The 22,838-nt window shown below is 72.7% G+C and carries 17 protein-coding genes, 4 tRNA genes and 1 other RNA gene; 10 read left to right on the top strand and 12 right to left on the bottom strand.

Annotation, left to right across the window (positions count from 1 at the left end; genetic code table 11):
* Positions 1-111: 111 nt before the first annotated feature.
* From ACWGH0_RS01265 to purS, 4 genes are all read right to left on the bottom strand, one after another.
* Positions 112-915, bottom strand: a complete 804-nt coding sequence (locus ACWGH0_RS01265) for a sterol carrier family protein (protein ID WP_453402016.1) — start codon at positions 913-915, stop codon at positions 112-114.
* 172 nt (positions 916-1,087) lie between these two features.
* The gene (gene purL, locus ACWGH0_RS01260; protein WP_453402015.1) at positions 1,088-3,337 is read right to left on the bottom strand and encodes a phosphoribosylformylglycinamidine synthase subunit PurL; all 2,250 of its coding nucleotides are present in this window, start codon (positions 3,335-3,337) and stop codon (positions 1,088-1,090) included.
* Positions 3,334-4,014: a phosphoribosylformylglycinamidine synthase subunit PurQ gene (gene purQ / locus ACWGH0_RS01255; RefSeq protein WP_453402014.1), complete on the bottom strand. Its 681-nt coding sequence runs from the start codon at positions 4,012-4,014 to the stop codon at positions 3,334-3,336. Before purQ ends, purL begins: the two co-directional genes overlap by 4 nt.
* Complete coding sequence (gene purS / locus ACWGH0_RS01250; RefSeq protein WP_453402013.1) at positions 4,011-4,262, bottom strand: phosphoribosylformylglycinamidine synthase subunit PurS; 252 nt, start codon at positions 4,260-4,262, stop codon at positions 4,011-4,013. The genes purQ and purS overlap by 4 nt, the downstream gene beginning before the upstream one ends.
* Positions 4,263-4,587: 325 nt before the next feature.
* Between purS and ACWGH0_RS01245 the strand changes: the two genes are divergently transcribed.
* The 8 genes from ACWGH0_RS01245 (at position 4,588) to ACWGH0_RS01210 (ending at position 9,190) form a co-directional block, all read left to right on the top strand.
* A complete protein-coding gene (locus ACWGH0_RS01245) occupies positions 4,588-4,905 on the top strand; it encodes a histone-like nucleoid-structuring protein Lsr2 (RefSeq protein ID WP_453402012.1) in 318 nt (105 codons plus the stop codon).
* A 132-nt stretch (positions 4,906-5,037) separates the two neighbouring features.
* Positions 5,038-5,109, top strand: a tRNA-Gly gene (locus ACWGH0_RS01240).
* A gap of 52 nt (positions 5,110-5,161) precedes the next feature.
* Positions 5,162-5,237 (top strand) — tRNA-Gly (locus ACWGH0_RS01235).
* Between the two features lie 162 nt (positions 5,238-5,399).
* A complete protein-coding gene (locus ACWGH0_RS01230) occupies positions 5,400-6,359 on the top strand; it encodes an ABC transporter ATP-binding protein (RefSeq protein ID WP_453402011.1) in 960 nt (319 codons plus the stop codon).
* Positions 6,356-7,135 carry an ABC transporter permease gene (locus ACWGH0_RS01225; protein WP_453402010.1) on the top strand — a complete coding sequence of 260 codons (780 nt, stop codon included), beginning with the start codon at positions 6,356-6,358 and terminating at the stop codon, positions 7,133-7,135. The genes ACWGH0_RS01230 and ACWGH0_RS01225 overlap by 4 nt, the downstream gene beginning before the upstream one ends.
* Positions 7,136-7,241: 106 nt before the next feature.
* Entirely contained in the window at positions 7,242-8,465 is a 1,224-nt protein-coding gene (locus ACWGH0_RS01220) for a sensor histidine kinase (RefSeq protein ID WP_453402009.1), read from the top strand.
* Positions 8,462-9,088, top strand: coding sequence for a response regulator (locus ACWGH0_RS01215; protein ID WP_453402008.1), 627 nt, complete (start codon positions 8,462-8,464; stop codon positions 9,086-9,088). The genes ACWGH0_RS01220 and ACWGH0_RS01215 overlap by 4 nt, the downstream gene beginning before the upstream one ends.
* A gap of 29 nt (positions 9,089-9,117) precedes the next feature.
* Positions 9,118-9,190 (top strand) — tRNA-Gly (locus tag ACWGH0_RS01210).
* Positions 9,191-9,414: 224 nt separating this feature from the next.
* Here ACWGH0_RS01210 and ACWGH0_RS01205 read toward each other — a convergent pair.
* From ACWGH0_RS01205 to ffs, 6 genes are all read right to left on the bottom strand, one after another.
* The gene (locus ACWGH0_RS01205; protein ID WP_453402007.1) at positions 9,415-10,314 is read right to left on the bottom strand and encodes a phosphoribosylaminoimidazolesuccinocarboxamide synthase; all 900 of its coding nucleotides are present in this window, start codon (positions 10,312-10,314) and stop codon (positions 9,415-9,417) included.
* Between the two features lie 191 nt (positions 10,315-10,505).
* Positions 10,506-12,014 (bottom strand): N,N-dimethylformamidase beta subunit family domain-containing protein, encoded by a 1,509-nt coding sequence (locus ACWGH0_RS01200; RefSeq protein ID WP_453402006.1) that lies wholly within the window; start codon positions 12,012-12,014, stop codon positions 10,506-10,508.
* Between the two features lie 785 nt (positions 12,015-12,799).
* The gene (locus ACWGH0_RS01195; RefSeq protein ID WP_453402005.1) at positions 12,800-14,431 is read right to left on the bottom strand and encodes a hypothetical protein; all 1,632 of its coding nucleotides are present in this window, start codon (positions 14,429-14,431) and stop codon (positions 12,800-12,802) included.
* 208 nt (positions 14,432-14,639) lie between these two features.
* Entirely contained in the window at positions 14,640-15,893 is a 1,254-nt protein-coding gene (gene purD / locus ACWGH0_RS01190) for a phosphoribosylamine--glycine ligase (RefSeq protein ID WP_453402004.1), read from the bottom strand.
* A 41-nt stretch (positions 15,894-15,934) separates the two neighbouring features.
* A complete protein-coding gene (locus tag ACWGH0_RS01185) occupies positions 15,935-18,076 on the bottom strand; it encodes a DNA polymerase III subunit gamma and tau (protein ID WP_453402003.1) in 2,142 nt (713 codons plus the stop codon).
* Positions 18,077-18,118: 42 nt separating this feature from the next.
* An RNA gene (gene ffs, locus ACWGH0_RS01180) (signal recognition particle sRNA small type) lies at positions 18,119-18,217 on the bottom strand.
* Between the two features lie 109 nt (positions 18,218-18,326).
* Here ffs and ACWGH0_RS01175 point away from each other — a divergent pair.
* Positions 18,327-18,411, top strand: a tRNA-Ser gene (locus tag ACWGH0_RS01175).
* Positions 18,412-18,607: 196 nt separating this feature from the next.
* Here the strand turns inward: ACWGH0_RS01175 and ACWGH0_RS01170 are convergent.
* On the bottom strand, positions 18,608-20,650 hold the full coding sequence (locus tag ACWGH0_RS01170; RefSeq protein WP_453402063.1) for a PA14 domain-containing protein: 2,043 nt from the start codon (positions 20,648-20,650) through the stop codon (positions 18,608-18,610).
* A gap of 239 nt (positions 20,651-20,889) precedes the next feature.
* On the opposite strand from ACWGH0_RS01170, the gene ACWGH0_RS01165 reads away from it, so the two are divergent.
* Positions 20,890-21,552 (top strand): histone deacetylase, encoded by a 663-nt coding sequence (locus ACWGH0_RS01165; RefSeq protein WP_453402002.1) that lies wholly within the window; start codon positions 20,890-20,892, stop codon positions 21,550-21,552.
* A gap of 13 nt (positions 21,553-21,565) precedes the next feature.
* Here the strand turns inward: ACWGH0_RS01165 and ACWGH0_RS01160 are convergent, their stop codons facing one another.
* Positions 21,566-22,747 carry a PP2C family protein-serine/threonine phosphatase gene (locus tag ACWGH0_RS01160; RefSeq protein WP_453402001.1) on the bottom strand — a complete coding sequence of 394 codons (1,182 nt, stop codon included), beginning with the start codon at positions 22,745-22,747 and terminating at the stop codon, positions 21,566-21,568.
* Positions 22,748-22,838 lie beyond the last annotated feature (91 nt).

Genomic DNA, 22,838 nt, shown 5'->3' with positions numbered 1-22,838 from the left:
ACCCGACCTGACACAGCGGTAATGGGGCTCACCTCCTCGGTGCGTACGTCCTGCTTGGGCGTCGGCAACAGTACATGATCAACTCGTTGCCGGGCCGGGGTTCGGCGACAGTCAGCCGAGGATCGGCAACAGTGCGGCCAGGTGGGCCCGTTCACCGCTGGCTCCGACCTTCGCGTCGTCGACGGCCGCGTCCCACGTCGTACGCCCCGTGGCCAGCCGGATCCAGGTGAGCGGGTCGGTCTCGACGACGTTGGGCGGGGTGCCGCGCGTGTGCCGGGGGCCTTCCACGCACTGCACGACCGCGTACGGCGGGACGCGCACCTCGACCGCGCCACCGGGAGCCTTCACGGCGAGGGCGTCGGCGAGCAGGCGGGTGCAGGCGGCGAGGGCCTGCCGGTCGTACGGGACGGCGAGTCCGGCGGCGTGGTTCAAGTCGTCCGTGTGTACGACGAGTTCGACGGTACGGGTGACGAGGTAGTCGTCCAGCCGCATCGCGCCGACCCGGGTCGCGAGGAGCCGGCCGTCGGGGGCCGCTGGCAGCAGTTCGGCGAGGCGGGCGCCGGTCCGCTCGTACAGCGCGTCGAGGTCGGGCGCGGACGCGGCGAGCGCCTTCGTGGCTTCGTCGATCGGCCCGGCGTGCGCGGCGGTCGCGAACGGCCACTGCTGGAGGGTGACTTCCTGCGCGGGCGGCGCCGGCGCTTCGAGACAGCGGGTGACGGCGCCGACCGCCAGGGCGATGTGCGCGGCCAGCTCCCGGACCGTCCAGTCGCCGAGGTGCGTGGGGAGCGCGAGCTGCGCGGGCGTCAGATCACGTACGGCCTCTTGTACGGTGCCGAGCTGCGTCAGGACGGCGGCGCGGATCTTGGCGGCGTCGTAGCGGCGCGGGCGCGGGCGCTTCTGGGCGGCGGATGGCATGGCCCGAGATTAGCGCGGGGGCACCGCGTCGGGGCCCTGCTCCGGCCCCCTGGGCACCGCCCCTTTCCCCGGGGCTGAAACCGCTCCGGGGCACGGAGTGCCCAGGCCCGCACAGAACCCGGCCCCGGCCAGTGGGACTGGCCGGGGCCGGGACGGCGGCTCGGGGTGTCGCTCAGGCGAAGAGGCCCGGGAGCGTGGCCTCGTGCGCCGTGCGCAGTTCGTCCAGCGGGATGCTGAACTCGCCCTGCACCTCGATCGCGTCGCCGTCGACGACACCGATCCGGGTCGCGGGAAGACCTCGCGCCCCGCACATGTCGGTGAAGCGGAGCTCCTCGCTGCGCGGCACGGACACGACCGCCCGGCCCGCCGACTCGGAGAAGAGGAACACGAACGCGTCGAGACCGTCCGGCACCACCAGCCGCGCACCCTTCCCACCCCGGAGGCAGGACTCGGTGACCGCCTGGATCAGGCCGCCGTCGCTCAGGTCGTGCGCCGCGTCGATCATGCCGTCGCGCGAGGCGGAGATCAGGATCTCGCCGAGCAGCTTCTCCCGGTCCAGGTCGACCTTCGGCGGCATGCCGCCGAGGTGGTCGTGGATCACCTGGGACCAGGCGGAGCCGCCCAGTTCCTCGTGCGTGTCGCCGAGCAGGTAGAGGAGCTGGCCCTCTTCCGCGAAGGCGACCGGCGTACGGCGGGTCACGTCGTCGATCACGCCGAGCACCGCGACGACCGGCGTCGGGTGGATGGCGGTCTCGCCGGTCTGGTTGTAGAGCGACACGTTGCCGCCGGTCACCGGCGTACCGAGCTGGAGGCAGCCGTCCGCGAGACCGCGGGTGGCCTCCGCGAACTGCCACATGACGTCCGGGTCCTCGGGCGAGCCGAAGTTCAGGCAGTCCGAGATCGCGAGCGGCTTGGCGCCGGACGCGGCGACGTTGCGGTACGACTCGGCCAGGGCGAGCTGCGCGCCCGTGTACGGGTCGAGCTTCGCGTACCGGCCGTTGCCGTCGGTCGCCATCGCGACGCCCAGGTTCGTCTTCTCGTCGATCCGCACCATGCCGGCGTCCTCGGGCATGGCGAGCACCGTGTTGCCCTGCACGAACCGGTCGTACTGGTCGGTGATCCACGACTTCGACGCCTGGTTCGGCGACGAGACGAGCTTGAGCACCTGCTCGCGCAGCTCCGCCGCGTTCGCCGGGCGGGCCAGCTTGTTGGCGTCGTCGGCCTGGAGCGCGTCCTGCCACTCGGGGCGGGCGTACGGCCGGTTGTAGACCGGGCCCTCGTGGGCCACGGTGCGCGGCGGTACGTCGACGATCTGCTCGCCGTGCCAGAAGATCTCCAGCTGCGAGCCGTCGGTCACCTCACCGATGACGGTGGCGATGACGTCCCACTTCTCGCAGATCTCCATGAAGCGGTCGACCTTGTCGGGCTCCACGATCGCGCACATGCGCTCCTGCGACTCGCTCATGAGGATTTCCTCGGGCGAGAGGGAGGAGTCGCGCAGCGGGACGGTGTCGAGCTCGACGCGCATGCCGCCGGAGCCGGCCGACGCCAGCTCGGAGGTCGCGCAGGACAGGCCCGCGCCGCCGAGGTCCTGGATGCCCGCGACGAGCTGCTCGCGGAAGATCTCCAGGGTGCACTCGATGAGGAGCTTCTCCTGGAAGGGGTCGCCGACCTGGACGGCGGGACGCTTGGCGGGGCCGGTCGACTCGAAGGTCTCCGAGGCCAGCACCGACACGCCGCCGATGCCGTCGCCGCCCGTGCGGGCGCCGTACAGGACGACCTTGTTGCCGGGACCGCTCGCCTTCGCGAGGTGGATGTCCTCGTGCTTCATGACGCCGATGCAGCCGGCGTTGACCAGCGGGTTGCCCTGGTAGCACTCGTCGAAGACGACCTCGCCGCCGATGTTCGGCAGGCCCAGGCAGTTGCCGTAGCCGCCGATGCCCGCGACGACGCCCGGCAGTACGCGCCGGGTGTCGGGGTGGTCGGCCGCGCCGAAGCGCAGCGGGTCGACGACCGCGACCGGGCGGGCGCCCATGGCGAGGATGTCGCGGACGATGCCGCCGACGCCCGTCGCCGCGCCCTGGTAGGGCTCGATGTACGAGGGGTGGTTGTGCGACTCGACCTTGAAGGTCACGGCGTAGCCCTGACCGACGTCGACGACGCCCGCGTTCTCGCCGATGCCCACGAGCATGGCGTCGTTCTGCGGAACCTTCTCGCCGAACTGCTTCAGGTGGACCTTGCTGCTCTTGTACGAGCAGTGCTCGGACCACATGACGCTGTACATGGCGAGCTCGGCGCCGGTCGGGCGGCGGCCGAGGATCTCCCGGATGCGCGCGTACTCGTCCTCCTTGAGGCCGAGTTCCTTCCAGGGCTGCTCGGCCTCGGGGGTTTCCGAGGCGTGCTTGACGGTGTCGAGAGTCATGCGTTGACCAGCTTCTTCAGGATCGAGGTGAAGAATCCGAGGCCGTCGGTGCGTCCCGTGCCGACCAGCGGCTCCACGGCGTGCTCCGGGTGCGGCATCAGGCCGACGACGTTGCCGGCGGCGTTGGTGATGCCGGCGATGTCGCGGAGCGAGCCGTTGGGGTTCACGTCCAGGTAGCGGAACGCGACACGGCCCTCGGCCTCCAGCTCGTCGAGCACGCGCTCCTCGGCGACGTAACGGCCGTCCATGTTCTTGAGCGGGATGTGGATCTCCTGACCGGCGGTGTAGTCCGCCGTCCAGGCCGTTCCGCTCGTCTCCACGCGCAGCTTCTGCTCGCGGCAGATGAAGTGCAGGTGGTTGTTCTGGAGCATCCCGCCGGGCAGCAGGTGCGCCTCGGTGAGGATCTGGAAACCGTTGCAGATGCCGAGGACGGGCATGCCCGCCCGCGCCTGCTCGATGACGGTCTCCATCACCGGCGAGAAGCGGGCGATGGCGCCGGCCCGCAGGTAGTCGCCGTAGGAGAAGCCGCCCGCGAGCACGACCGCGTCGACCTGCTTGAGGTCCTTGTCGCGGTGCCACAGCGAGACCGGCTCGGCGCCCGCGGTCCGGACGGCCCGGAGGCTGTCCTTGTCGTCGAGCGTTCCCGGAAAGGTGACGACTCCGATACGAGCGGTCACTTCGACTCCTCCACCTTCACGGTGAAGTCCTCGATGACGGTGTTGGCGAGGAACGTTTCGGCCATCTCGTTGATGCGGGCGAGGGCGGTGTCATCGACCGGCCCGTCGACCTCGAGCTCGAAACGCTTTCCCTGACGGACGTCCGCGATTCCCTCGAAGCCGAGACGGGGCAGTGCGCGCTGCACCGCCTGTCCCTGCGGGTCGAGGATCTCGGGCTTGAGCATGACGTCGACTACGACGCGTGCCACTGGCACTCCCGGTGGTGGTGTGGTGCGAAGGCGGTTCCATCAGCGTACCCGTCCTGAAATTCTACGCGGGTAGATATGCGTTGACGCCGATCACGTTCCGGTATCGGCGCCGACAACCGCGGGAAAAATCCACGAAAAAACGGCCGCCTCCGATTGCGTAAGGACACGCGGACGGAATTAACTGGGCTTCGCCATGCAATGCCTCTCGCTGTACAAAGGAATAGCGAGAAGGACAGCATTGCTTCAAAACAGCCGGAAGGCCGGCATCACCGCACGTCAGGCGCGATGCCCGACGCGGTAGTGCCGCAGGAAAGGACCGATATCCGTGGCTCAGCGCGTAGTGGTCACGCTCTCCGACGACATCGACGGAGGGGAAGCAGCGGAAACGGTCAGCTTCGGCCTGGACGGGAAGTCGTACGAGATCGACCTGAATCCCGCCAATGCAAAGAAACTGCGCACGGCGCTGGAGCCCTACATCGAGGCGGCCCGAAAGCACTCGAAGTCGGGCAAGGTCTACCGCCACACCCCCGTGGCGCCCGACCCGGCGGCCGTGCGCGCCTGGGCGCGCTCGCACCAGATGGACGTGCCGGCCCGCGGACGCATCCCGAAGAAGGTCTACGAGGCGTTCGCGGAGGCTTCCTGACGGCCCGCCCGGGGGTGGGGACGCGATGTCCGCAGCCGGCGGAGCAGCCGACTTGCGTTCCACCCCCGGTGATCGGCTAGAGTCTGGAGCACGCCGAGGGGCAAGGCCGAAGGGCCGGTCCCCGAGCAGCGTGCGGGTGTAGTTCAGTAGTAGAACACCCCCCTTCCAGGGGGGAGGCGCAGTGTGCAATTCCTGTCACCCGCTCTACATCGCTTCCCTTCCACTTCTGTGGATCGGGTACAGTGATGGAACCCATGCGGACGTGGCTCAGTTGGTAGAGCATCACCTTGCCAAGGTGAGGGTCGCGAGTTCGAATCTCGTCGTCCGCTCCATGAGTACGAAGGCCCTGGTCATTGCGACCGGGGCCTTCGTCGTGCTGCACGGCGAACTGCGCTGACTTGTCCGGTGCCGACTTGTCCGGTGCTGACATTTGTCATGTGCGCCGATGACACGCCGCACTGCCGCCCGCCCCGGTCCGGCGGAAACCTTGAGACATGACCAGCAATGACTACGTGATCGACGCCGAAGGGCTGCGGCGCGTCTACAGCGGCGGCTTCGAGGCCGTCCGTTCGCTGTCCTTCTCCGTGGCGCGCGGCGAGCTCTTCGCGCTGCTCGGCACGAACGGGGCCGGCAAGACCTCGACCCTGGAACTCCTGGAGGGCCTCGCCCGCCCCAGCGGCGGCAGCGTCCGGGTGCTCGGGCACGACCCGTACACCGAGCGCGCCAAGGTGCGCCCCCGGGTCGGCGTCATGCTCCAGGAGGGCGGCTTCCCCTCCGAGCTGACCGTCCGCGAGACCGTCCGGATGTGGGCGGGGTGCACCAGCGGGGCCCGGCCGGTGGGTGAGGCGCTGGACCTGGTCGGGCTCGGGAAGCGGGCGAACGTACGGGTCAAGCAGCTCTCCGGCGGCGAACGGCGGCGGCTGGACCTGGCCACCGCGCTGCTCGGACGGCCCGAGGTCCTCTTCCTCGACGAGCCGACGACCGGGCTCGACGCGCAGGGGCGGCGCGAGACGTGGGAGCTGGTGCGGGAGCTGCGCGACGGGGGGACCACCGTGCTGCTGACCACCCACTACCTGGCGGAGGCCGAAGAACTCGCCGACCGGCTGGCGATCCTGCACGAGGGGCGGATCGCGGCCGAGGGACGGGTCGACGAGGTCGTGGCGCGGTACCCGTCGCAGATCTCCTTCCAGCTGCCGGACGGCTACCACCTGGGCGACCTGCCGCCGCTGGGGCAACTGGGCGTCACGGGCCACGTGCTGACCGGGCGGACGGCCCGGTTGTTCACCGACCGGCTCCAGCACTCCGCCACCGGACTGCTGACTTGGGCGGACGCCGCCGGGGTGGAGCTGCGCGGCCTCGACGTGCGGTCGGCGTCGCTGGAGGAGGCGTTCCTGAAGATCGCGGGCGCGGCGGAGAAGGAAGAGCGGGACGGGGAAGGGGTGGCCGCGCGATGAGTACGGCGACGAGTACGGCTGTGGCGGGACGACTGGCGGCTCTGACGCGCGCCGAACTGACCCTGCTCGTACGGCACAAGGCGGTGCTCCTCACGGCGCTGGTCCTGCCGCTGGCCATGACGTACGCGATGAAGCCGGTCGTCGAGGGCATGGAGCTCGCCGGGGCGGGGCTGTCGCTGGGGGCGGCGATGATGCCGATGGCCGTGGCGTTCGTGCTGCTCTTCGGGGTGTACTCGGCGCTGGTCACGGTCTACGTGGTGCGGCGCGAGGAGCTCGTGCTGAAGCGGCTGCGGACCGGGGAGCCGGGCGACGCGGAGATCCTGACCGGGACGGCCGCGGCCACGCTGGTGGCGGGGCTGGCGCAGTGCGTGGTGCTGGTGGTCGCCGGGGCGGCGGTCCTGGGGATGGACATGCCGGCCGATCCGCTGTGGGTGGTGGTGGGGGTCCCGCTGGGGCTCGTGGTCGCCGCCACGGCGGCGGCTGTGACGAGCGCGTTCACGCGGTCCGCCGAGGGCGCCCAGCTCACGATCATGCCGATGATGCTGATCTCGATGGTGGGCTCCGGGGTCGTCGTACCGCTCGAACTGCTGCCGGACCGGGTGGCCTCGGTCTGCGAGCTGCTGCCGCTCTCGCCGGCCGTGGAACTCGTGCGGGGCGGCTGGAGCGGGCAGTTGGGGGCGTACGAGGCGCTGGGGGCCGTCGGCACGGCGGCGGCGTGGGCCGTACTGTCGGTGGTCGCTGTGCGGCGGTGGTTCCGGTGGGAGCCGCGGCGGTAGGGGCCGGGGACGGACGTGGCGGCGGAGGTCGCGCGGCGGCTGCGGCGGTACGGGCCGGATGCGGCCACGGCGGTACGGGTCGGGTGGGGAAGGACCGGGGGCGGGGATGAAGGGGTTCTGGGGCAAGCGGAGCCAGGCGGGGAAGCTCGACCTGTACATGCGGGTGCTGCTGTACGCGCTGCCGTGGCTGATGTCGGTGGGTGTCGTGCCGCAGCTCGCCGACGGCCTGCGCTCCGACCCCGACGCGGTGGCGCTCGCCCAGGGGCTGGCCGCCCTGTGCGTGGCCCAGTGCGCGGTCGCGATGCACACCATCCACCACGGGCTGGCCCACTACATCGAGGGGGCGCCCACGCCCTGGCGCTCGGCCGCCGTCGCGCTGGCGCTCGGCGCGGTCTCGGTGGGCTTCGTACTGGCCCTACTCGCGACCGGCGGTGTGCGGGACGAGGGCATGGCGGTGGTGGGCATACTCCCGTACACCCTGCTCACGGCGGCCATGTCGACGTTCATGCTGTCGACCCTGCGGCGGCTGCTGCTCGGGACGCTGCTGGCGGCGGCGCTGATCGCCGGGGCGCTGGCCGCCACGGGGGCGACCGCGCCGTCGGCTGTGGCGTCGGTGGTGGTCGTGGTGTTCGTGGGACTGGTGGCGCTGCTGACGACGCGGTCGTCGGCCTGGTTCATGGCCGTCATCCGCGAGCTGGACCAGGCCCGCGACGTGGCCGCGCGGCTCGCGGTCGCCGAGGAGCGGCTGCGGTTCGGCCGGGACATGCACGACGTCATGGGCCGCAACCTCGCCGTCATCGCGCTCAAGAGCGAACTGGCGGTGCAGCTCGCCCGGCGCGGCCGGCCGGAGGCCGCCGATCAGATGGCCGAGGTGCAGCGGATCGCCCAGGAGTCGCAGCGCGAGGTGCGGGAAGTCGTACGGGGATATCGCGAGGCGGACCTGGCCGCCGAACTGGAAGGGGCGCGGGGCGTGTTGGGCGCGGCGGGAATCGACTGCGCGGTGGACCGGGCACGGCTCGCCGACGACCTGCCGGCCGGTGTGCAGTCGGCGCTCGGGTGGGTCGTACGGGAGGCGACGACCAACGTGCTGCGGCACGGCGACGCGCGGAGCTGCACGGTGCGGCTGACGGCCGGGGAGGGGAAGGCGGTGCTGGTCGTGGAGAACGACGGGGCGGGGGACGTGTCGGCCGCGGGTGCTCCGGGCTCGGGCCTCGCCGGACTCCGGGAGCGCCTGACCGCCGTCGGCGGGACGCTGCGCGCGGGGCCCGCCGCCGACGGCGTGTTCCGGCTGACGGCCGAGGTGCCCCTGGTGCAGGAGGCGCTGCGGTGAGCGGATCTCCCGACGGCCGGGTGCGGGTGCTGCTCGCCGACGACGAGCACTTGATCAGGGGTGCGCTCGCCGCGCTGCTCGGCCTCGAGGACGACCTCGTCGTCGTCGCCGAGGCGGCCACCGGGCCCGAGGCGCTGGCGATGGCGCGGGCGCACCGGCCGGACGTCGCCGTACTCGATCTCCAGATGCCGGGCGCGGACGGTGTGAGTGTGGCCACAGCACTGCGCACCGAGCTGCCCGACTGCCGCTGCATGATCGTGACCAGCCACGGGCGGCCGGGGCACCTGAAGCGGGCGCTGGCGGCGGGCGTGCGGGCGTTCGTGCCGAAGACCGTCAGCGCGCAGCGGCTGGCCGAGCTGATCCGGAGCGTACGGGACGGAAACCGTTACGTGGACCCGGAGTTGGCTGCCGACGCGATCTCCGCCGGCGACTCGCCGCTGACCGTGCGCGAGGCGGAAGTACTAGAACTCGCGGCGGACGGGGCGCCGGTCGCGGAGATCGCCGAGCGGGCCGCGCTGTCGCCCGGGACGGTGCGCAACTATCTGTCCTCGGCCGCCTCGAAGCTGGGTGCGGAGAATCGTCATGCGGCGGTGCGGCTCGCACGCGAGCGAGGTTGGGTATAGTTGGCATCGCACACGGCAACGCGGTGCATGCGGACGTAGCTCAGTTGGTAGAGCGCAACCTTGCCAAGGTTGAGGTCGCCAGTTCGAACCTGGTCGTCCGCTCAGAGTCAGAAGGCCCCGGTCATTGCGATCGGGGCCTTCTGCGTTGCGTCGCGGTGGGGGCTTTCCGCTGCGCCTTGGAGCTGCTCGCCCGGCGCTGGGGCCTTGCGCTGGGGCCTTGCGCTGGGGCCTTGCGCTGGGGCCTTGCGCTTTGGCGTCGGGCCGGCCGGCTGCTGAGCCGGCCGGCCCGTACTCACCGAGGTCGGGTTGGGGCTGGTCTGGTCCGGTTACGACCAGCTCGTGCCGGTGAGCATCTCGTACGCCTCCACGTACTTCGCCCGCGTCGCGTCGACGATCTCCTGCGGCAGCGCGGGCGGCGGCAGCTCCGCCTTGCGGTCCCAGCCGGAGGCGGGCGAGGTCAGCCAGTCCCGGACGTACTGCTTGTCGTACGACGGCTGGGCGTGGCCCGGCTCCCAGGTGGCGGCGGGCCAGAAGCGGGAGGAGTCCGGGGTCAGCACCTCGTCGGCGATGATCAGCTCGTCGCCGTCGAAGCCGAACTCGAACTTCGTGTCGGCGAGGATGATGCCCCGGTCGCGGGCGATGTCGCGGGCCCGGTTGTAGACGGCGAGGGTCATCTGGCGCAGCTGGGCGGCCGTCTCGGCGCCGACCTGGCGGGCCACTTCCTCGTAGCTGACGTTCTCGTCGTGGTCGCCCACGGCCGCCTTCGTGGCGGGCGTGAAGATCGGGGCCGGGAGTTCCGAACCGTCCGACAGGCCCTCGGGGAGGGCCAGGCCGCAGACCGTGCGGGACGCGTTGTACTCGGTGAGCCCCGATCCGGTGAGGTAGCCGCGGGCCACGCACTCGACCGGGACCATCTTCAGGGACTTGCAGACGAGCGTACGGCCGGCCCAGTCGTCCGGCGCTCCGGCGGGGAGGTCCGTCGAGATCACATGGTTCGGGGCGAGGTCACGGAGCTGGTCGAACCACCAGAGCGAGAGCTGGGTCAGGACCCGGCCCTTGTCGGGGATCTCCGTGGGCAGCACCCAGTCGTACGCGGAAATGCGGTCGCTTGCCACCATCACGAGGTCGCCGGCCTCGTTCTGGTAGAGGTCACGCACCTTGCCCGTGTGGAGGTGGGTCAGGCCCGGGAGCTGGAGCGGCTCGGGCTTTTCTACGAATCCGGACACGGTTCCTCCGCGTAGGTTGATCCAGGAACGCTTCCGATTCTCCCGTATGCGGGGCGGGGGCGCGGGGGCGGGGGCTCGCGGAGGCGTCGGGCGGGGCAGGGGGATGTGCTGGGAAATCGCTTCGGGCGGGTGTGACGGGTGTGGGTGCGGGCCGGTGTGCGGGGGCGTGCGCGGGTGCGGCTGCGGGCTGGTCAGTCGCGTTTGCAGATGCGGTCCAGGAGGTTCGCCGTGGCGCGCTGGATGCGGGGGTCCACATGGCCGGGGCGGTCCAGGGCCGGGGACCACGCGAAGGTGCCGGACGCGAAGACCAGCGCGCCGCTGGGAGCCCGGTAGAGGGACGTCTCCTGGTGGCGTAGCGCGCCTTCGCCGTCCCGGTACGGGGAGTGGGCCAGCAGGATGCGGCCCCGGTGCTCCGGCAGCGCCGTACGGGGGAAGTAGCGGTCCGCCTCGCCCGCCACCAGGCCCTCGATCTCGTCGTTCTCGTGCGCGCCGGTCGAGTCCCAGAGCCAGTGGTCCGCGTTCCGCACGACCAGGGGGCTCGGTTCGGGGACCCTTCCCGCGTACTGGATGCCCAGGAGCTGCTGCTCCGGGCGGTCCACCTCGCGCCAGAGGGCCGGCTTGCCCGGGCCGCGGCGTTTTCGGCACGTCAGGAGGCGGTCCGGTGTGCCGGAGGCCGAGGGCGACAGCTCGACCTGCCAGTACATCGTGTTGGCGGACAGGAACACGAGCGACGTGCCCGCCTCGCGCGCCAGCTCGGTCGCGCGGCGCATGGGCGCCGTCCAGTACTCGTCGTGGCCCGGGAACACCAGGCCCCGGTAGCGGGTGGGGTCGATGCGGCCCGCGTGCAGGTCGCGGGCGTCCGCGTACGCGAGGTCGTAGCCGTAGCGCTCGGCCCAGCGGATGAAGTCGTACGCGTGGCCCACGTGCAGGGGGAGGCCGGCGCCCGCGTACGGACGGTCGAAGGAGACCGTGGTGGCCGCGTCCTCCTCCCCCAGCAGCCGGCCCATCCTGTCCCACGCGTGGTACAGGCTCGCGCCGGTCCGGCCGTCCTCCGGATAGAGGTTGTACGCCTGCCAGGTGATGTCCGGCAGGAGCAGGAGCAGGTCCGCGGGGTGGCTGTCGCGCACCGTGAACGGGATGTGCGAGCGGTAGCCGTCGGCGGTGGTCAGCACCGCCACGTACGCCCCGATGTTCCAGAAGTCCGGGATCTGAAGGCGCCAGGACAGCCACCAGTGGTGGCAGGAGACCGTGCGGTCGGCGGCGAGCGGCGTCGGCTGGACGATGCCGGAGAGACGGGGGCTGGTGGTGATCTTCGCCGCGCCGTCGCCGCCGTAGTGGCCGATCCGGTAGATGTCCACGGAGAACTGCTGGGGCGGGTCGACGGTGATGTGGAAGTCGATCGCCTCGCCGGGGGCGGCGGCGCCGGGGGACGCGAAGCCCTTGATCTGCTGGCGTACGTCGTCGGCGGTGCGGGGGCCGCCGGTGAGCGCGGAGCGGCGCTGCGGGAGGCGGGCGCCGGTTACGGGGTCGCGGTGGTCCGCGCCCTCGGTGGGCTCCGCGTACCAGGGGATCACCTGGCCGCTGTCGCCGAAGTAGTGCTCGCTGCCGCGGAGCCAGGGCAGTGGGCCCTGACCGAAGGGATCGGACACGGCATGCGCGAGCGCGCCCGATTCCCAGCGCCGGATGAACTCGTCCCCCATGCCGCTTCCCTCCCTCTAGCCCCCGAGACAACTGTGATGCGCCACTTGTCAGCTACTGGACCCCAGCACATCACATAACGCACGCACTCCGTCACCGTTCGTCGCGAATTGACGTTAACGGAACGGGGGGCTCCGGTAAGCGGATGGCGTGATAAAGCGCGGTGGGGGGTGCGTGTGGGGCTGGCGGGGGCGTTGCGACCGCTGGGGGGTGCGGGGCGGTGGCCGGCCTGAGGCGGGAGCTTCGGGGTCGGTGCCCTCCTGGCAACGTATTGCGGTGCGCGGCGGGTGGGGCTGGCCCTGCCCGGGGCTTCGGGGTCGGTGCCGCACCCGGGCGTCTCCTCGGGCGTCGAACCTTCGGGCACCGCTGCGGACCCTTCGGCGCGGTTGCGTTCAACGCCCTGCGGGGAGCGCCCCGGCACGTCCCCTCCTGCCAACGTGTTGCCGCACGCGGCGGGTGGGCCGGCCCTGCTCGCGGGCTTCAGGATCGGTGCCGCGCCCGGGCGTCTCCTCGGGCGTCGAACGTTCGGGCACCGCTGCGGGCCCTGTGGCGTGGTTGCGTTCAACGCCCTGCGGGGAGCGCCCCGGCACGTCCCCTCACGCCAACGTGTTGCCGCACGCGGCGGATCGGGCCGGCCCTGCCCGCGGTCTTCGGGATCGGTGCCGCGCCCGGGCGCCCCTTCCCCCCTGGCAACGGGTTGCGGTGCGCGGCGGATAGGGCCGACCCGGGCCAAAGGCTTCGGGGTCGGTGCCGGGCCGGGGCGTCTCCTCACGGCGGCGTGTGGGGGTCAGACCAGGCGGACTGTTTTTTCCGGGCGTACTCCTACCGAGGCCAGCCAGGAGCGGAGGGGTGCGGCGTCGCCGTCTTCCACCAGGGTCAGGACGCGGGGGGCCAGGTCCTGGCGGCGCTCGCCGTCCACGAGGAGCGCGGGGCCGTCGAGCCAGTCGAGGCCCGGGGCCGCTCCCGCCGTGTCGACCGCGGCGCAGCAGACCATCGCGGTGACGTGGTCGGCCAGCAGGTCACGGCCCGTCCTCGGCGGTACGAGGGGGAAGAGCGGGAGCGGGTCCGTGCTCCAGGGGTCGCCCTCGTTCGGGGCGAGCGGTGCCGGGGGCGGTGCGGCCGCCTCCTCGCGGGCCACCGCCGCTCCGATGGCGGCGGCGAGGGTCTCCGCCTCGGGGGTGGCGCCGTCGGACGACAGGTGGTCCATCACGCGGGAGAGCGTGGGGGCCGTGGCGCGGCGTACGCCGATGGTGTCCAGGACCCGGTGCAGGCGTGCGGCGTCCGCCCGCCACTTGCGGTCGACGACCTCTTCCGGGTACTGCTGCCAGTCGACCGGCGACCAGTCGGGGCCCGGCTCGGCGGGGCCTCCGTGGAAGAGACGGGCGGCGAGGAGCGAGGCCGCCTCGTCGACGGAGCCGGGCTCTTCGAGGAGGTCGCACGCCGGGCGTTCGCCGAGGCGGGAGGCGAAGCCTTCGGCCAGGCGGTCGCGGCGGGAGAGTTCGGTGAGCGCGGAGACCACGCCGGCGTCGAGGCTGGAGGGCCAGCGGCCCATGCGCCAGGCGGGAAGCGCGACGCGGGTCAGGAGGCGGTCCCAGCCCGCGTAGGCCAGGCCCACCTGCTCCTGGGCGACGATGCGCAGGCCGTAGTCGACGGTCTGGGCGCGCTCCGACGCGGCCGTGGCGACGCCTCGTTCCATCTCGGCGGCGTGCCCGCGGCAGCCGCGCAGGAGGAGTTTCGAGACCCAGCCGACGAAGCGCAGGGGCCAGCGGAGCAGCGGGGTGCGGTGCGGTGCGGCCGCCTCGGCGACCGCGGCGTCCAGGCCCCGTACGAAACGGCGGGCGGCGGCTATGTCGGGATGCGCGGACGGTCCCGTACCGGCGACGACCGGGGCCAGTACCGCCCGCAGCTCGGCCACCCGCATCCACCAGAGGAACGGGGACCCGATGACCAGCACGGGCGCCGCGGCGGCACGGCGGCGGCCGGGGGCGGCGCCCGGTATGGACGCCGGATGCGTACGGTCCTCCAGCCAGCTGTCGCAGTCCGGGGTCAGCGCTATCGCGGACGGGGCCGGCACCTCCAGGCGGTCCGCCAGGTCGCGCACGAGCCGGTAGAGGTCGGGCGCCGAGCGCTCGGCGATCTCGACCGTCGGGGTCGTCGCGGGTCTGGCCCGTGCGATCACCGTGCCGACCGCGGCTGCCACCAGCAGGGCCACGACCGCGACGGCGGTCGTCACCCAGCGGGCGGCGTCCCAGCCCCCGCCGACCGCGTGGCCCGTGGCGCCGCCCGCGAACAGGACGACGGCGACGGCCGCGGGCAGCAGGGCGACGGCCAGCGCCGTGCTGCGGACGCGCAGCACGGCGAGAGCCCTGGAACGCGCGGACTGCGCGCCTCTCTCCACACCCATACCGGTACCGGACACGGCCGGACGTCACCCCCTTCGCCCTGCGACGGCTTTGCTCATTCCCCCACTGTGGCACCCGCCACTGACATCGCAATGTCGGTGGGCCAAGTGCCGGAATGCCTGCGCCGCACCCTAGTTGGGGGTGGCACGGCCGTCAGCCGGATGGCCGAGCGGTCACTCGATGGAATGGCTTTGGGGAAAGCTGCTGACGTCGTGGGGCGCGGGATCAGGCGTCGGACGCGGCCTTTTCGGCGATGTCCGTACGGTGCTGCGAGCCGTCGAGGCGGATGCGGGACACCGCCGCGTACGCCCGCTCCCGGGCCAGGGTGAGGTCCTTGCCGGTCGCCGTGACGGAGAGCACGCGGCCGCCCGCGCTCATGACCGCGTCACCCTCGCGCCGGGTTCCGGCGTGCAGGACGTACGCGTGGGGCGCGTCCTGGGCCGCGACCTCGTCGAGGCCCTGGATCGGGTCGCCCGTGCGGGGGGTTTCCGGGTAGTTGTGCGAGGCGATGACGACCGTCACGGCCGCGTCGTCGCGCCAGGTCAGCGGCGGCTCGACGTCGAGCGTGCCATTGGCGGAGTGCAGGAGCACGCTCGCCAGCGGGGTCTTCAGGCGGGCCAGGACCACCTGGGTCTCGGGGTCGCCGAAGCGGGCGTTGAACTCGATGACCCGTACACCGCGCGAGGTGATCGCCAGACCGGCGTACAGCAGACCGGAGAACGGCGTGCCGCGGCGGCGCAGCTCGTCGACCGTCGGCTGGAGGACGGTCGCCATGACCTCGTCGACCAGCTTGGGGTCGGCCCACGGGAGCGGGGAGTACGCGCCCATGCCGCCGGTGTTCGGGCCCTCGTCGCCGTCGAGCGCGCGCTTGAAGTCCTGCGCGGGCTGGAGCGGGAGGACGGTCACGCCGTCGGTGATCGCGAAGAGGGAGACCTCGGGACCGTCGAGGAACTCCTCGATGACCACGCGGTCGCAGGCCAGCGCGTGCCGGCGGGCCGCCTGGAGGTCGTCGGTCACGACGACGCCCTTGCCGGCCGCGAGGCCGTCGTCCTTGACGACGTACGGCGCTCCGAAGGCGTCCAGGGCCGTGTCGATCTCTTCGGGGGTGGTGCACACGTAGCTGCGGGCGGTGGGGACGTTCGCCGCGGCCATCACGTCCTTGGCGAAGGCCTTCGAGCCCTCCAGCTGCGCGGCCTCCTTGGACGGGCCGAAGCACGGGATGCCGGCGGCGCGCACGGCGTCGGCGACGCCCGCGACGAGCGGCGCCTCCGGGCCGACGACGACCAGACCGGCGCCGAGCTCGCCGGCGAGCCGGGCCACGGCCGCGCCGTCGAGGGCGTCGACCGGGTGCAGCTCGGCCACCTCGGAGATGCCGGCGTTGCCGGGGGCGCAGTACAGCGCGGTGACGTCGGGATCGAGGGACAGAGAGCGGCACAGGGCGTGTTCGCGGGCGCCGCCGCCGATGACGAGGACCTTCACGGTGTGCAGCCTAGCCCGCGCGCCGCGCTCCCCCCGCCGGGCTACTCGTTCGTGAACTCCTCGACGACCGTCGCGCCCAGCTCCCGCACGATGAGGTCGTGCCCGGAGAGCGCCGAGTCGACGAGGTCCGCGTCGTCCTCCTGCGGTACGTCGTCCTCGATCGCCATCGGCGGGGGCGGGGGCGGCGCGGGCGCGGGGGCCGGGTTCGCCGGATACGCGCCGCCGCTCGCGGAGGGCGGTTCGGGCGCCGGGCGCTGCGGGGCCGGGGGCGCGGCCTGCTGGACCGGGGCGGGGCGCGGGGCGGGAGCCGGGGCCGGGGGCCGGCCGCCGAAGCCGCCTCCGCCGCCGGGGGGCTGGGCGCCCCCGCCACCGCCGGACGGGTCGACGATCGACTCGATCTTCCACTGCACGTTGAAGGACTCGGCCAGGGCCTGCTTCAGGACGTCCTCGCTGCCGCTGCTCGCGAAGTTGTCGCGGGCGCCGGCGTTGATGAAGGCGATCTGGAGTGTCGTCCCGTCGAAGCCGCTGACCTGGGCGTTCTGGCTCAGCAGGATCCAGGTGAAGCGCCGCCGGTTCTTGACGGCCTCCAGGATGCCCGGCCACATGTTCTGCACCTGTACGGCGCCCTGCGCGGACGGCTGCGCGGCAGCCGGAGCCGGTTGGGCGGCCGGGGCGGGTGCCGGGGCCTGGCTGGGCGCGGGCTGCGGCTCGGGGCGGCCCTGGCCCGGGGCGGATGCGGTGGGCCACCCACCGGGCCGGCGCCCCGCGGTGTCCGCCGCACCGGCCCCCGGTCCCGCCGCACCGGGCCACGCGCCGGGGCGCTGGCCGCCGTCGGAAGCGGGAGCGGGAGCGGGCGGCTCGGCCGCCGGGGCGGCCGCAGGGGCCGGCGTCGCGGGAGCGGGCGCCACAGGAGCGGGTCCGGGCACGCCGCCGGCCGCCGCGGGGGCCTGGTGTGCCTGGGCGCCCGGTACGTAGCCCATCGCCGGGCCGGGAGCGGCGGCAGCGGCCATGAACGCGCCGCCGGCGCCGCCGCGCTCCAGCCGGTCGAGCCGCGCCTGGAACGAGCGCTCGTCGTCGAAGGCGGCGGGCAGCAGCACCCGGGCGCAGATCAGCTCCAGCTGGAGCCTCGGCGAGGTGGCGCCGCGCATCTCGGTGAGGCCGGTGTTCACCAGGTCGGCGGCGCGGCTCAGCTCCGCCGCGCCGAACACCGACGCCTGTGCCTGCATCCGCTCCACGACGTCGGCGGGCGCGTCGATCAGGCCCTTCTCGCGGGCGTCGGGCACGGCGGCGAGGATCACCAGGTCCCGCAGCCGCTCCAGCAGGTCGGCCACGAAGCGGCGGGGATCGTTGCCGCCCTCGATGACCTGGTCCACGACCTCGAACGCGGCAGCTCCGTCACCCGCCGCGAAGGCGTCCACGACCGAGTCGAGCAGCGAGCTCTCGGTGTACCCGAGGAGGGCGGTCGCCATGGCATATGTCACACCGTCGTCGGCCGCGCCGGCGAGCAGCTGGTCCATGACGGACATGGAGTCGCGCACGGAGCCCGCCCCGGACCGGACCACCAGGGGCAGTACGCCGTCCTCGACCGGGATGCCCTCCTTGCCGCACACCTCGCCGAGGTAGTCGCGCAGCGTCCCGGGCGGCACCAGGCGGAACGGGTAGTGGTGCGTACGCGAGCGGATCGTGCCGATGACCTTCTCGGGCTCCGTCGTCGCGAAGATGAACTTGAGGTGCTCCGGGGGCTCTTCGACCACCTTCAGCAGGGCGTTGAAACCCGCCGGGGTGACCATGTGGGCCTCGTCGATGATGTAGATCTTGTAGCGACTGCTCGCCGGCCCGAAGAACGCCTTTTCCCGCAGGTCACGGGCGTCGTCCACGCCACCGTGCGACGCGGCGTCGATCTCGATGACGTCGATCGATCCCCGGCCGTTGCGGGCGAGGTCGACGCACGACTGGCACTCACCGCACGGGGTGGGCGTGGGCCCCTGCTCGCAGTTCAGACAGCGGGCGAGGATGCGGGCGCTGGTCGTCTTTCCACAGCCCCGCGGCCCGCTGAACAGGTACGCGTGGTTGACCCGGTTGTTACGCAGGGCCTGCTGCAACGGGGCAGTGACATGCTCCTGCCCGATGACCTCGGCGAACGACTCGGGACGGTAGCGGCGGTAGAGCGCAAGGGACGACACGTATACGAGGTTATCGGGACCCGCTGACAACCGGTCCCGCCCAACGCAAGCGCCCCCCACGCACCCGCCAGAGCTCACTTACCCTTGCTGCCTTCCGGCCCTGGGGGAGTTCGGTGAGATAGCGCCACGTGAGGGGCTGGCCCCCACCCTAGCGGATGGCCCCCCGTGAAAACGACCCGGACCCCGACCCGGCGGCGACCGCCCGCAACGCGTTCGCGAGCACTCCTCAACGTCTTGTATTGTTTGCGGCGGAGGATTCGCCTAGTGGCCTAGGGCGCACGCTTGGAAAGCGTGTTGGGGGCAACCCCTCACGAGTTCGAATCTCGTATCCTCCGCACTCGCCCGCCAGGGCAGACGAAGGGCCCCACCGCTGAGCGGTGGGGCCCTTCGTGATTCTCCGTTCCGGTTTCCGCCTCAGTGGGAGTCGCTGAGGCTTTCCGGCGGCCCGTACGGCCGTCGCTGACCGGTCCGGTCAGGGCCTGTCGTCCGGACGAGCCCGGCAGGATCCGGACGACAGGCCCCCCAGGTCCATCAGACGCGGTCCTGGAAGACGGTGTACCAGGGGTACGTCCCCACCACGGCGCCGTCGGCCGTCACGGCCTCCAGCGTGTAGAAGTACGTGTTCCCCTTCGTCGCCGCGGCGTCCTCCCACGTCCGGGCGTCCGCGGGGAGCAGTCCCTCGTGCTGGGTCTCGTACGCCTTGGTCGCAGGATTCCACCGGCTCACGCGGTAGCCGGTGACCGTGGCGCAGCGGGCCGTGTCGGTGCACTGCCAGTCGACGGACGGACGGGTGGCCGTCCGGTTGTGGCCCAGACCGCCGAGACTCCAGTCCCGGGTGACGGTCACGGACGGCCGGACGTCGAGCTCGGTGGCCTCGACCACGGTGACCTCCGGGTCGCTCGGGTGCAGCGTGTTGCCCCAGTGGTCCTTGGCCATCACCGCGTACACGTGCGTCCCGCCGTCCGGCAGGTTGCCGCAGAGAATCGCGAGCCAGTTGCTCGTGCCCTCCGAGCAGGTGTCGGGGCCGAGCCACTTGACCGTGCCGTCGGCCTGCCGGGCCCCCCTCCACACCACGTACTCGTCGATGTCGTCCTCGGGCGAGGCGGCCCAGCTCACCAGCATGCCGTCGTTGCGCGGGGTGACCTTCACGCCGGTGACCGGGCCGGGCGCCACGGTGTCGCCGGTGCGGACGACGACCGGCGCGGAGTACGCCGACTCGTTGCCGTCCGGGTCCACCGCAGTGACGGCGTACGTCACGTACGTGTTCGCGGGCATGTCCACGTCGTAGCAGTTGCCGCCGTTGCTCGCCTCGTCGCTCTCCTCCTCGACGCAGGTCACCCGGGTGCGCGCGGTCGGGTCGAACGTCTTGCCGGGCGAGCGGTACACGCGGTAGTGCCCGCCGTTGTCCCAGTCCTCCTGGAAACCGTCGGGTTGGCTCCAGTGCACGTTGGTGTAGCCGGGACGGGCGCCGGCGGTGACGCCGGTCGGGGACTTCGGTGGCATCCGGTCGACACCGTCGCTGGTGACCGTCGCGTACGCCCCCGGGTTGCCGGCCGCGTCGAGGGCCCGGACCCGGTAGTACGTGTTCGTGTTCACGGCGGTGCTGGTCCGGTACGACGTCGTGGTCGTCGTACCGCGCAGCTCGAACGGTCCGGTGGCCGCGGACGAGGCGTACACCTCGTACTTCGCCGAGTCGGCGACCGCCTGCCAGTTCAGGGTGTCCGACCACCCGTCGCCGGTGGCGACCGTGAGTCCGGTGGGGGCGGCCGGCCCGGTGCGGTCGACGGTCGTCGCCGTCACGTCCGCGCTGCCGGTGGACTCGCGGCCGGCCTTGTCGACGGCGCGGACCTCGTACAGGAAGGTCTGGCCGGTGGCGGGCGGGGCGTCGACGAAGGACCGGGTGGTCAGCAGCGACGTGCCGCTGACCTTGGCCCAGCTCGTGGCGCCCAGCCGGCGGTACACGCGGTACCCGGCGAGGTCCATCTCCTTGTTGGCGGTCCAGCGCAGGGTGGCCTGGGCCGTCGTCGAGTCGTACGCGGCGGTGAGGCCGGCCGGGGCGAGCGGCTTGACCGTGTCGACGGCGGACTCGGTGCGCGGGGTGTACGTGAAGGCGGCGTTGGCGACGCCCGTCCAGGCGACGTAGTCCACGCGGATCGTGTGCTTACCGGCCGACAGGCTCAGGTCGACGGTCTTACGGGCGGTGGTGGAGACGTTCTTCCACAGGTCGACCTTCCGCTCGCCGTCGACGTAGACGCGCATGCCGTCCTGCGTGGCGGCGGAGAGCCGGAACGGGCCGCCGGAGCCGAAGTCCCGGGTGAGGGACCAGCGGACGGAGAAGTTGTCCTTGGGCAGGGTGACGCCGGCCGGGTCGCCGGACCCGTAGTCCTCGCTGATGGCGGTGTCGCAGGCGGTGAGCTTCGGCGTGCCGCTGAAGGTGGAGTTGCCGAAGTACTGCGCCTTCCAGACGGGAGAGGCGCAGGTGACCGCCGCGGAGGCGGGGGCGGCGGTGATCAGGCCGCCGGCGGTGGCGAGCGCGGCCGTCGCGGCCAGCGCGGACAGCCGGGTACGAGTCATCACAGAGAAAAGGGCCCCTTCCGGACCAAGGCGGATCAGGCGAGAAGTCGGACGCCTGTGTGACTCGTGAGCCGGGGGCAGGGTTGTCCCCGGCTCCCGCACATTTTTTCGAGCGACCCCGACCGCTCGCCCGTGGCGGCGCGGCGTCCGGGCGACACTCGCAGAGCTGCGGATTTCGTATCCTCCGCGGCTGGAAGGCTTCAGCCGCCCCGGCCGGGTCTCGAAGAGGGGGGAGGGCCATGGTTCGCGCGCGGGTCGTCGACGGGGAGCGGTACGCGGGCGGCGTGCCGTCGCGGGTCTGGTACATGTCGTACGGGTCCAACACGCACCTGGACCGGCTGACGTTCTACCTCGCGGGCGGCCGGCCGCCGGGCGGGTCCAGGACGTACCCGGGGTGCAGGGACCGGCGTGCGCCGGCGGCGTCCGTCGCGGTCGAGCCGGCGGGCGCGCTGTACTTCGCCACCGAGTCGCCGGTGTGGGGCGGGGGCCGGGCCTTCTTCGATCCCGCGGGGCGCGGACGGGTTCTCGCGCGGGTGCATCTCGTCACGGCCGGGCAGTTCTCGGACATCGCCGCCCAGGAGATGTACCGGGAGCCGGGCGTCGATCTCGACCTGAGCGACGTGCTGCGCGAGGGCAGGTCGGCGCTCGGGGGCGGGCGCTACGAGACGCTCGTGTGCCCCGGCACGGTCGACGGCACGCCCGTGCTCACCTTCACCGCCCCGTGGGGAGCCGACGAGGTCGAGTGGACCAGGCCGTCCGCCGCGTACGTGCGGCACCTGGCCACCGGGCTGCTGGAGACGGGCGCGTGGGACGAGGCCACCGTCGCGGCCTACGTGGCGGCCTGCCCCGGGGCCGCCGGGCACTGGAGTCCGCTGGAGGTTCTGCGACTGGTCGTGCGGTGACGGGGGGCGGCGCTCAGCGGACTTCGGCCGGGAGGTGCGCCGGTTCGCCGGCCGGGGCCTGCGGGCGCGGGCCGTCCGCCGGTGCGGTGGCCGGCTGCCGGAGCAGGAGCAGCGCCGCGTCGTCGTGGAGCCGGCCGCCGACGTGCGCCAGCAGGTCGGCGTGGAGTGCGGTGAGGGTGCGGGACGGCTCGTCCGAGAGGTGCCGCGCCGCCCGGTCGAGGAGGGGGTAGAAGGCCCGGTCGTGGTCGCGGGCCTCGGTGACCCCGTCGGTGTAGAGCAGCAGTTGGTCGCCGTCGGCGAAGGGCAGCACCTGGAGGCTCGGGGTCTCGCCGGTGAGGGCCCGCAGGCCGAGCGGCGGGGCGGGGCGGGTCGGCTCGACGGCCCGTACGCGGGACCCGCGGACCACCAGCGGCGGGGCGTGCCCGCAGTTGACGACCTCCATGCGTCCGGCGCCGGGGCAGCCGACGACGACGGCCGTGACGAAGTCGTCCGCGCCCAGGTTGCGCGCCAGGCTCCGCTCGATCCTGGCGACGACGTCGAGCAGGTCGGGTTCGTCGTAGGCGGCTTCCCGGAAGACGCCGACCACCAGGGCGGCCGTGCCCACCGCGGGCAGCCCCTTTCCGCGTACGTCACCGACGATGAGCCTGACCCCGTACGGAGTCGGCACCAGGGCGTACAGGTCGCCGCCGATGCGGGCCTCCGCCGCAGCGGCGCTGTAGCGGACGGCCACCTGGAACGGGCCGACCCGCGCGGGCACGGGCTTGAGCAGGGCGTGCTGGGCGGCCTCGGCGACCGAGCGGACGTCCGCGAGGACCCGTTCGCGGCGTACGCGCAGCCCGCCGGCCAGGGCGCCCGCCAGCGTCACGGCGAGCAGCGCCGCGATGTGGACGGCCAGCTCGCGGCCCGGTACTCCGGCGCGGCCACCGAGCACGGCTGCCAGTACGGCGGCGAGGAGACCGACGTACAGGACTCCGCGCGGCCGGCCGGTGGTGGCGGCCAGCGCCGGTCCGGCGGCGAGCAGGGGCAGCCAGGTGGGCGCGGATCCGGTCGTCAGGGCGAGGAGTACGACGGCGGAGACGACGATCGGGGGAACCCAGGTGGCGTACCGCGCGGCGGCTCCTGCCCGGATCCCCGGGGACGGCCTCGTCGGCCACCGGCCGCCTGCATGGTCTGGGTGGTCTGGGGCCTTGCTCATACGGTGGTCCGCGATCCTCTCCCCGGTGGCGACACTTGGTGCCGAATGTCCCTTTCGTCCAGCAAACAGGCTCGGGGCGGGTGCCCACAAG

The sequence above is a fragment of the Streptomyces sp. NPDC054887 genome, assembly GCF_053610585.1.
The sequence above is the reverse complement of the archived record's forward strand: the minus strand, read 5'-3'. Positions and strand labels throughout refer to the sequence as shown.